The following is a 10,098-nucleotide window of genomic DNA, read 5'->3' as shown; positions in this document are numbered from 1 at the left end:
CCTCACCCCTCGCCCCTCACCCCTCACCCGCGTCGAGACCCATCGTCGACGCCGAGACCCACGCCCGCAAGCGACTGCAGGAGTGGGTCTCGGCGAGTGCAATGGGTCTCGACGGGGGTGCCGGGGGTATGACGCGACTCAGGCGAACAGACGCTGCAGGCGCTGGACGCCCTCGAGCAGCTGCTCGTCGCCCAGTGCGTACGACATGCGGATGTAACCGGAGGGGCCGAAGGCCTCACCGGGCACGACGGCCACCTCGGCCTGGTCGAGGATGAGGTCGGCGAGCTCGAGCGAGGTGGTCGGCGTCACACCGCCCCAGGTGCGACCGAGCAGACCCTGCACGTCGGGGTACACGTAGAACGCGCCCAGCGGGTTCGGCACCACGAGGCCGTCGATCTTCGACAGCTCGGAGACGATGACCTGGCGGCGGCGGTCGAAGGCCTGTCGCATCTGCTCGGCCTCGTCCTGCGGACCGGTGAGGGCGGCGATCGCAGCCTTCTGGGCGACGTTGTTCACGTTGCTGGTGAGGTGCGACTGCAGGTTGCCCGCGACCTTGATGGCATCGGCCGGACCGACCATCCAGCCCACGCGCCAGCCGGTCATGGCGTAGGTCTTCGCGACGCCGTTGACCAGGATCGTCTGGCCGGCGACCTCGGGGACGGCTTCGACGATCGAGGTGGCCTTGACGCCCTCGTAGGTGAGGTTCTGGTAGATCTCGTCGCTGATGATCCAGATGCCGTGCTCGAGCGCCCACTCGCCGATGGCTCTGGTCTCCTCGGCGGTGTAGACGGAGCCGGTGGGGTTCGACGGTGAGACGAACACGAGTGCGGTGGTGCGGGCGGTACGAGCGGCCTCGAGCTGCTCGACCGTGACCTTGTACTCCTGGTCGGCGCCGGCGAAGACCTCGACGGGGGTGCCGTCGGCGAGGCGGATCGCCTCGGGGTACGTGGTCCAGTACGGCGCGGGCAGCAGCACCTCGTCGCCCGGGTTCACCACGGCCTGGAAGGCCTGGTAGACCGACTGCTTGCCGCCGTTGGTGACGATGACCTGGCTCGGCGACACCTCGAGGCCCGAGTCGCGGAGGGTCTTCGCCGCGATCGCCTCGCGCAACGCCGGGAGGCCGGGAGCGGGCGTGTACCGGTAGCTGGCCGGGTCGGCCAGAGCTTCGGCCGCCGCATCGACGATGAACTGCGGCGTCGCGAAGTCGGGCTCGCCGGCAGCGTATGAGATGACGTCCTTGCCTTCGGCCTTGAGGGCCTTGGCCTTGGCGTCGACCTTGAGGGTCGCGGACTCGGCGATGGCGGACAGCTTGCGAGAGAGAGGAGCGCGTTCGGTCACGATTACGAGCGTACTCGGGTCGGTGCGGCAGGAGAGGTGTGGGATGCCGCCAAGATCCGGAGTTCTTTCGGGTTCGGAAGGTCAGTCGGTCGTGAGTCCGTGGGCCTGCGCGACGGCCGGGAGCGTGATGCGTCCGCCCTGCACGTTCAGCCCCTTCGCGAGCGCCGCGTCCTCAGCCGCCGCACGCTCCCAGCCCTTGCCTGCGATCGCCGAGACGTAGGGGAGGGTCGCGTTGGTCAGCGCACGGGTCGCCGTCTCCGGCACCGCGCCCGGCATGTTCGCGACGCAGTAGTAGATCGAGTCGTGCACGGCGAACGTGGGGTCGTCGTGGGTGGTCGGGCGCGACCCCTCGAAGCATCCGCCCTGGTCGATCGCGATGTCGACGAGCACCGAGCCCGGCTTCATCGCGGCGACCATGTCGTCGGTCACCAGCTTGGGAGCGGCGGCACCCGGGATCAGCACGGACCCGATCACGAGGTCGGCGCTCTTCAACTCCTCGGCGATGTCGTAGCGGCTCGATGCGCGGGTCTCGAGAGCGCCGCCGTAGCGGTGCTCGAGCTCACGCAGGCGCGGCAGGGAGACGTCGATCACGGTGACCTTCGAGCCGAGTCCGAGTGCGTTCGCCGCGGCGTGCTCGCCCGCGACGCCGCCACCGATGACGACGGTCTTGGCACGCGGCGTGCCGGCGATGCCACCGAGCAGCGTTCCGCGTCCGCCCTGCGACCGCAGCAGTGAGTACGAGCCCATGGTGACGGAGAGGCGTCCCGCGATCTCGCTCATCGGCACCAGAAGGGGCAGGCTGCGGTCGGGAAGCTGCACGGTCTCATAGGCCACGGCTGTGGTTCCCGCGTCGACGAGGGCGGTCGTCAGAGCGCGGTCGGCGGCGAGGTGAAGGTAGGTGAAGAGGGTGAGGTCATCGCGCAGGAAGCCGTACTCCTGAGTGATCGGCTCCTTCACCTTGATGACCAGATCGGCCTCGCCCCACGCGTCGGCTGCGGTCGCCACGATGTCGGCGCCGGCCGCGCGGTAGTCGTCGTCGGTGATGCGCGAGCCGAGCCCTGCGCCGGACTGCACGAGCACCTGGTGGCCCTCGCGCACCAGGCGGTCGGCGCCGGCGGGGGTGAGGGAGACGCGGTTCTCGTTGTTCTTGACCTCGGTGGGGACGCCGATCTTCATTGATCCTCCAGGGTTCGATGCGGTGCGGCACTCAGGATCGCAGAAACATCGACGGAACAACAGAATCCGTGAAGATGATTCGCTCTGCACACGGATCCTGAATAATGCTTCGTATGGAGACGACATCGGAGGCCCCGGAGCCGAATACCGTTCGGGCGCCGGCGCTCGATGCGGTCGACGCGAAGATCGTGCAGCTGCTCACGGCGGACGGCCGCATGACCAACGCCGAACTCGCCGGACGACTCGGCGTCGCCCCTTCGACGGCGCACACCCGCCTGCGCGCCCTGGTGGACCGCGGTGTGATCACGGGGTTCCACGCGAGTGTGGACGAGCGGATGCTGGGTGCCGGGCTGCAGGCCGTGATCGGCGTGACCCTGCGGCCGAGCGGACGGAGGGAGAGCATCGTCGAGTTCGCGGATCGTGTGCGCGTGCTGCCCCAGGTCATCCAGGTGTTCTTCCTGGGTGGAGACGACGACTTCCTCTTGCACATCGCCGTCGCGGACTCATCCGAGATGCGCGAGTTCGTGCTGGAGCACCTCTCGGCGCAGAGCAGCGTCGCCTCCACCCGCACGAGCATCGTGTTCGACTATCACCGCAACTCGGTGGCCGCGTCCTTCCGCTGAGGTGCCGGAGCGTTCTCGTCAGGCGCCGTAGGAGGCGGGCAGGGCGCAGTAGTCCGCGAACCGTCGCTTCGGATGTGCCGGGTCGGAGACGTCGACGATCGAGCCGGCCACGGTGTGCGGCGGCTCGTCGCCCGCCAACTGCCACAGGGCGTAGTTCCACATCCCCCTGGTGCGCTCGCCGATCAGGGCGGCTGGGCCGGAGACGAGCAGGATGTCGTCGCTCTTCGGTCCCTCCCGGAACGCGGTGACCACGCTGCGGAGCTCGGTCTCGTCGCCCTCTGCGGAGTGTTCGCGCACGACCTGCTGCTCCGCCGCCGTCAGAGCGGTGGCGAGTTCGTCGGCTGCCTGTCGCGAGCGCTCGGCATCCGCCCCGGCCACCGCGAGCAGCCGCCGCCCACGCGGATAGAAGTGCAGGAACTCGGTGGCGATGTCCGCCCAGACGTCGGTCATGCCTCCAGGCTACGCCCGCGTGGCCGCCTCGGCTCCGGACGCGGGAGAGTCCCCGGCCGCAGCTGCCTGCCGCCCGGGACTCGTCCACTCGTGCTCAGTCCTCGTCGATCAGGTATCGGCTGTAGGCGCCCAGCGTGAGGAAGGTGGGGAACTCCTCCTGCAGGGCGACCTCGCGGAAGATCTCCGCTGCGTCGTCGTAGCGGTCGCTGCGGCTGCGGGTCGCCTGTGCGAGCACCTGGTCGATCAGCCCCTCGATGTACTCCGCCGTGATGGGGGTGCCGTCCTGCGTGGCGCGGTCCTGGTGGATCCACTGCCACACCTGTGAGCGGCTGATCTCCGCGGTCGCGGCATCCTCCATGAGGTTGTCGATCGCCACAGCGCCGAGCCCGCGCAGCCAGGCCTCCAGGTAGCGGATGGCGACCGACACGTTGTCCCGCACACCCTGGGCGGTGATCGGGCGGCCGATGTGCAGGTCGAGCAGGTCGCGCGCCTCCACGTGCACGTCGTCGCGCTGGCGGTCGACCTGGTTCGGGCGGTCGCCCAGCACGGCGTCGAACTCGGCCTGCGCCGTGGGGATCAGGTCGGGGTGCGCCACCCACGTGCCGTCGAAGCCGTCTCCGGCCTCGCGCTTCTTGTCGGCAGACACCTTCTCGACCGCACGCGCCGTCACCTCGGGGTCGCGGCGGTTCGGGATGAACGCACTCATGCCGCCGATCGCGAAGGCTCCGCGCTTGTGGCACGTCTGCACGAGCAGGTCGGTGTAGGCCCGCATGAACGGCACCGTCATCGTGACCTCGCTGCGGTCGGGGAGCACGAAGCGCGCCCCACGGCCACGGTAGTTCTTGATGATCGAGAAGATGTAGTCCCAGCGCCCGGCGTTCAGGCCCGCGCAGTGGTCGCGCAGCTCGTACAGGATCTCGTCCATCTCGAACGCGGCGGGCAGCGTCTCGATCAGCACGGTGGCGCGGATGGTGCCGTGCGGGATGCCGATGTACTCCTCGCTGAACGAGAAGACGTCGTCCCACAGCTTCGCCTCCTCGCTCGACTCCAGCTTCGCGATGTAGAAGTACGGGCCTCGCCCGGCCTCGATCAGCGCCTGTGCGTTGTGCAGGAAGTAGAGACCGAAGTCGACCAGCGACCCGGATGCCGAGGTGCGACGGCCGGCCCGGTCGATGAAGGCGACGTGCTTCTCGGGCAGGTGCCAGCCGCGGGGGCGCATCACGATCGTGGGCGTGCGCTCCGCGGTGACGCGGTACTCCTTGCCGGGGCCGGATTCGGAGGCGGGGGCGGTGAAGGAGAGTTCTCCTCGGATCGCGTCCTTGAGGGAGAGCTGACCCTCGATGACGTTCTTCCAGGTGGGACTCGTGGCGTCCTCCTGGTCGGCGAGCCAGACGCGGGCGCCGGAGTTGAGCGCGTTGATGGTCATCTTCGGGTCGGTGGGTCCGGTGATCTCCACGCGGCGGTCCTCGAGGCCGGGCCCGGCACCGGCGACCCGCCAGTCCCGGTCCTCGCGGATGTGGGCCGTGTCGTCGCGGAACTTCGGGTCGTGCCCGTTGCCGATCTCGAAGCGTCGGCGCATCCGGTCGGCGAGCCTGTCGTGACGGCGGGACGCGAACCGATGGTGCAGCTCGGTGAGGAAGGCGATCGCCTCAGGCGTGAGGATCTCCTCGTAGCGGTCGCGGATGGGGCCGGTGACCTCGATCGCCGGACCCTGCTGGTTCGTCTGGATCGGTGCCGTGGTGGTCGGAGTGGTCATGATGAGTCCTTGTACGTCGGTGTCCTCATCCGCCGAGACCCACGGTGGTCGCCGAGACCCAACGCTGCAGACGATCGCGGCGGTGGGTCTCGACGGCGGGGATGGGTGTCGGCGAGACGGGAACGAAGTGGGGATCAGTGGAACTGCGCGGCTTCGGTGGAGCCGGCGAGGGCGAGGGTCGCGCTGTCGGGGTTGAGCGCGGTGGAGATGACGTCGAAGTAGCCGGTGCCCGCCTCGCGCTGGTGCTTGGTGGCGGTGTAGCCGTCCGCCTCTGCGGCGAACTCGGTCTCCTGCAGCTCGACGTAGGCGCTCATGGCGCGATCCGCGTAGCCGCGGGCGAGGTCGAACATCGAGTAGTTCAGGGCATGGAAGCCCGCCAGCGTGATGAACTGGAACTTGTAGCCCAGGTCAGCCAGCTCCTGCTGGAACGTCGCGATCTCGGCGTCCGACAGGTGCTTCTTCCAGTTGAAGCTCGGCGAGCAGTTGTAAGCCAGGAGCTTGCCGGGGAACTGTGCATGGATCGCCGCGGCGAACGAGCGGGCGAGCTCGATGTCGGGCTCTCCCGTCTCGACCCACAACAGGTCGGCGTAGGGGGCGAAGGCGAGGCCGCGGCTGATGACAGACTCCAGACCGGGGCGGATCCGGTAGAACCCCTCGGTGGTGCGCTCGCCGGTGGTGAACTGCTGGTCGCGCTCGTCGACGTCGCTGGTGAGCAGGTCGGCGGCGAGGGCATCGGTGCGGGCGATGATGACGGTCGGGACGCCGGCGACGTCAGCGGCGAGACGGGCCGCGTTCAGGGTGCGGATGTGCTGCTGAGTGGGCACGAGCACCTTGCCACCGAGGTGGCCGCACTTCTTCTCGCTCGCCAGCTGATCCTCCCAGTGGATGCCGGCGGCACCGGACTGGATGAGCGACTGCGCGAGTTCGTAAGCGTTCAGCGGTCCGCCGAAGCCGGCCTCGGCGTCGGCGACGATCGGGGCCAGCCAATCCTGCGTGGTCTCACCCTCGGCGTGCTCCAGCTGATCCTGGCGGATGAGCGCGTTGTTGATGCGACGCACGACCGCCGGCACCGAGTTCGCGGGGTACAGCGACTGGTCGGGGTAGGTCTGACCGGCGAGGTTGCCGTCAGCGGCGACCTGCCAGCCGGAGAGGTAGATGGCCTTGAGACCGGCCCGCACCTGCTGCACGGCCTGGCCTCCGGTGTAGGCGCCGAGCGCCCGGACGTAGTCCTCGGTGTGCAGGAGGTTCCAGAGGTTGTCGGCCCCCCGGTGAGCGAGAGTGGCCTCTTCGCGAACCGATCCACGGATGCGGATCACATCCTCGGCCGTGTAGGTGCGCTCGACACCGTCCCACCGGGGATCGGTATCCCAGATCTCCTGGAGCTCGGCTGCCGTCTGAACCTGGTCGCCGGCTCGCAGACCGGCGGGGCGGGGCGTCGGGGTGTTGGCGGTGTTCGTCATGGTGTCTCCTCGGTGGATCCGGCTGCGGTGCCGGAGTGGCGTGGTTCCACTGTGAGTGAAGTTCACGAGCTTGGCCGACCGATTCCGGGGAGAAGATCGGTCGAAATTCTGTTTCTGTGACAGAATCGCCCGCATGAGCACCATCGACCCTGCAGAAGAGACCGACGCCCTCACGATCGGCCGCCGCATCCGCCAGCTCCGTACGGCGAAGGGGATGACCCTCGACGACCTCGCCTCCGCCGTCGACCGGGCGCCGAGTCAGATGTCGATGATCGAGACCGGCAAGCGCGAACCCAAGCTCACGCAGCTGCAGGCGATCGCCCGGGCTCTCGGGGTCACGATCGACGCGCTGCTGGAAGGCGAGCCGCTCGACGAACGCAGCGCGGTCGAGATCGCGCTGGAGCGGGCGATGAAGGGCCAGACGTTCCAGGCCCTGGGCATCGAGCCGTTCCGCATCGCGAAGAGCCTGCCGACGGATGCGCTGAAGGCGCTGCTCGCTCTGCACGGCGAGATCGACAGGCTCAAGGACGAGCGGGCCGCGACGCCCGAAGAAGCTCGCCGGGCGAACGTCGAGCTTCGGCACCTGATGCGGCGGCAGGACAACCACTTCGCCGACCTCGAGACGAAGGCCGCCGAGATCCTCGCCGCGGTCGGTCACCCCGGCGGCCCGCTGACGCAGCGCACCGCATCCGAGATCGCGGCCTACCTGGGCTTCACCCTGCACTACGCCCCCGACCTGCCGCAGACCACTCGCAGCGTCGCCGACCTCGCCAACGGCAGGCTCTACCTCTCCAGCAGTGTGCCAGCGAAGGGCGATGCCCGCACCGCGGTGCTGCAGGCGCTGTCGAGTCGCATCCTCGGGCACTCCGAACCACGCAGCTACGCCGAGTTCCTGCGTCAGCGCGTCGAGACGAACTACCTCACCGGCGCCCTGCTCATCCCGGAGGCGCACGTCGTCCCCGCCTTGAAGGACGCCAAGCAGCGGAGGGCGATCTCGATAGAAGACCTGCGCGACGGATACTCGGTGTCGTACGAGACGGCGGCGCACCGCTTCACGAACCTCGCGACCCGGCACCTCGACATCCCGGTGCACTTCCTCAAGGTGCACGAGTCGGGCACGATCACCAAGGCGTACGAGAACGACGACGTGAACTTCCCGACCGACCGGCTCGGGGCCATCGAGGGGCAGATGTGCTGCCGCCGGTGGACCTCGCGCGTGGTGTTCGACGAAGACGACCGCTTCAACCCCTACTACCAGTACACCGATACCGGCAACGGCACTTACTGGTGCACCGCGCGGGTCGAGTCGTCGAGCGAGGGGCTGCACTCGGTGAGCGTGGGCGTGCGCTTCGACGACACGAAGTGGTTCGTGGGGCGTGACACCTCGCATCGCGGCGTCTCGAAGCACTCGGTCGAGGTGTGCTGCCGTCGGGCTCCCGCCGATCTGGAGGACCGCTGGCGCGAGAACTCGTGGCCCAACGTGAAGACTCCTCGCACACTGCTGGCGACTCTGCCCACAGGAGCCTTCCCCGGCGTGGACACCACCGACGTGTACGAGTTCCTGGAGGCCCACGCACCGCGGTGAGACCCCGGTCGATACGCTCAGTCGATGAGCAGCGACGTCTTCCCCGGTCCGTTCGGCCCGATGCCCGAGGCAGGGTCCGCCACGATCATGTGGATGCCGTCGCCGTCGGATGCGCGGAGACCGGTGCGGTTCGTCGACGGCTTCGAGCTGTTCGCCGGGTTCGCCCGGAGTCAGGGCGCGGACCCGAATCTCCTGGCCGACGACCTCGCGGCGACGTGGGATTTCGTGGCCGCGCATCATGCGATCCTCGACAGCGCCGACCTGGCCGCTGCGGCGGCGCGTTTCGTGGGCAACGTCATCGCCATGGTGCATCCGACAGCGACATGGCGGATGGCGGCCGAGCCCGAGATAGGGACGAACACCCTCTCCATCCCGGTCGAGGCGCTCGTGCAGGGGATGGTGCGGCAGCCCGACCAGCGCGAAGCCTTCCTGCGGATGATCGAGTCGTGGGATCAGGACGACCTCGACGACCAGGAGGTGAGGGCGCTGTCCGCCGAGGCGCCCGAGCGCACCGCCGTGCTCCCTGCGAGCGCCTACGTCCGTCCCGCTCTCCCGCTCCTGCTCTTCCGCGACGACCGGGGCGAGGTCATCCGCTTCGGACGCCGCTGGTCCGAGGGTGCCCCGCCGGAGGAGGCCTACTCCCGGGAATCGCACCCGGAGCGCTTCGAACCGTTGCTTCTCGTGGTCGAAGCCCTCGTCGAACACCTTCGTGCCGGGTACGAAGTCGAGGTGCGGCGTGAGCGCGATGAGGGAGGTGCCGAATGCATCGTGCTCGACCCCGCGGTCGGAGCGGCGATCAGCATCGCTCCGATGCCTCCCGTCGTCCGCGTCGAAGCCGGGGCACTCTTCCATGCGATCGTCCCGTTGTGCGTGTGCGACGCCTGCGACGAGACTGCCGAAAGCGCGGCGGACGAGATGGAGCGGATCGTGCTGTCCGTCGCCTCAGGCGGGTTCCGGGAGAAGTACCCCGTCGGGCGACGCGCCTGGCTGTACACGGAGGTGCGGTCCCCCGACGGGGAGCGTCGGGAGACCGCCGCGGGTCCGGCCCCGGAGCTGACCGCGGACGAGCGGGAGCGCGTGACGTCGCTGTTGAGCGGACTCGATGGCGGCTGGTGGCCGGCCTGGCCCCTCCGCTCGACCTCGGTCTGACCTCCGGTCTCCGCTGTCCTCATGGGCGGAGGCATGGTGCGCCCGTCATGCCGTTCGTCAAAACTTAGTTTGATCTTGCTTAGTCAAGATTGACTATGTTACTTTCATCGAGCCATCAACGACGAACGGCCGAGAAGGGACCCTCATGGCTACTTCCCCTGCGGAAACCCGATTCCGCATCACTGCCACCCTGACGTGCGTTCTCGCCGCCACGCTGACGCTCGGAGCATGCTCCGCGCAGACGCCAGGCGGCGATACCGCCCCCACGAGTGCGAACGACAGCGACGCCTGCAAGCGGAATCAGGATGCCGGCACCATCACCTACATCTCCGGTTACGGCTACTCCGCCAGCGCCGGTCAGCTCGATGTGTTCCTCGCCGAGGAGCTGGGCTACTTCGACGATCTGTGCCTCGATGTCGAGATCAACGCCTCAGGGGCGAACGGGCAGCAGCTCGTGGCTTCGGGGCAGGCGCAGTTCACCGCGCTCGGCTCCGCGTCCGATGTGATGCTGGCGGCCGCCAACAGCAAGAACCTCACGGCGGTCGCCACCTACGGCACCAC

The 10,098-nt window shown here is 68.6% G+C and carries 9 protein-coding genes; 4 read left to right on the top strand and 5 right to left on the bottom strand.

The genetic code is table 11. The features are described from left to right. Positions 1 to 138: 138 nt before the first annotated feature. A complete protein-coding gene (locus AX744_RS16640; protein ID WP_061018092.1) occupies positions 139 to 1,338 on the bottom strand; it encodes a pyridoxal phosphate-dependent aminotransferase in 1,200 nt (399 codons plus the stop codon). Positions 1,339 to 1,419: 81 nt separating this feature from the next. After that, entirely contained in the window at positions 1,420 to 2,514 is a 1,095-nt protein-coding gene (gene ald, locus AX744_RS16635; RefSeq protein ID WP_061018090.1) for an alanine dehydrogenase, read from the bottom strand. Positions 2,515 to 2,618: 104 nt separating this feature from the next. Between ald and AX744_RS16630 the strand changes: the two genes are divergently transcribed. Continuing rightward, positions 2,619 to 3,137: an Lrp/AsnC family transcriptional regulator gene (locus AX744_RS16630; RefSeq protein ID WP_082682732.1), complete on the top strand. Its 519-nt coding sequence runs from the start codon at positions 2,619 to 2,621 to the stop codon at positions 3,135 to 3,137. 18 nt (positions 3,138 to 3,155) lie between these two features. Here AX744_RS16630 and AX744_RS16625 read toward each other — a convergent pair whose 3' ends face one another. The 3 genes from AX744_RS16625 to aceA form a co-directional block, all read right to left on the bottom strand. Then, a complete protein-coding gene (locus AX744_RS16625) occupies positions 3,156 to 3,587 on the bottom strand; it encodes a hypothetical protein (protein ID WP_061018088.1) in 432 nt (143 codons plus the stop codon). A gap of 94 nt (positions 3,588 to 3,681) precedes the next feature. Then, complete coding sequence (gene aceB, locus AX744_RS16620; protein ID WP_061018086.1) at positions 3,682 to 5,343, bottom strand: malate synthase A; 1,662 nt, start codon at positions 5,341 to 5,343, stop codon at positions 3,682 to 3,684. Positions 5,344 to 5,477: 134 nt separating this feature from the next. Further along, positions 5,478 to 6,803: an isocitrate lyase gene (aceA, locus tag AX744_RS16615; protein WP_061018085.1), complete on the bottom strand. Its 1,326-nt coding sequence runs from the start codon at positions 6,801 to 6,803 to the stop codon at positions 5,478 to 5,480. 133 nt (positions 6,804 to 6,936) lie between these two features. Here aceA and AX744_RS16610 point away from each other — a divergent pair, with 133 nt between their 5' ends. The 3 genes from AX744_RS16610 to AX744_RS16600 form a co-directional block, all read left to right on the top strand. Further along, complete coding sequence (locus tag AX744_RS16610) at positions 6,937 to 8,388, top strand: helix-turn-helix domain-containing protein (RefSeq protein ID WP_061018084.1); 1,452 nt, start codon at positions 6,937 to 6,939, stop codon at positions 8,386 to 8,388. Positions 8,389 to 8,412: 24 nt separating this feature from the next. Beyond that, the gene (locus tag AX744_RS16605) at positions 8,413 to 9,537 is read left to right on the top strand and encodes a DUF6226 family protein (RefSeq protein WP_061018082.1); all 1,125 of its coding nucleotides are present in this window, start codon (positions 8,413 to 8,415) and stop codon (positions 9,535 to 9,537) included. Between the two features lie 145 nt (positions 9,538 to 9,682). Continuing rightward, positions 9,683 to 10,098: ABC transporter substrate-binding protein (locus AX744_RS16600; RefSeq protein WP_197429267.1), on the top strand; the 416-nt coding region annotated here is incomplete at its 3' end.

This window comes from Microbacterium sp. CCH5-D1 (assembly GCF_001557335.1).
GTDB classification, from domain to species: Bacteria; Actinomycetota; Actinomycetes; order Actinomycetales; family Microbacteriaceae; genus Microbacterium; species Microbacterium oxydans.
Note: the sequence above shows the minus strand (reverse complement) of the source record. Positions and strands in the feature narration are given on the sequence as shown.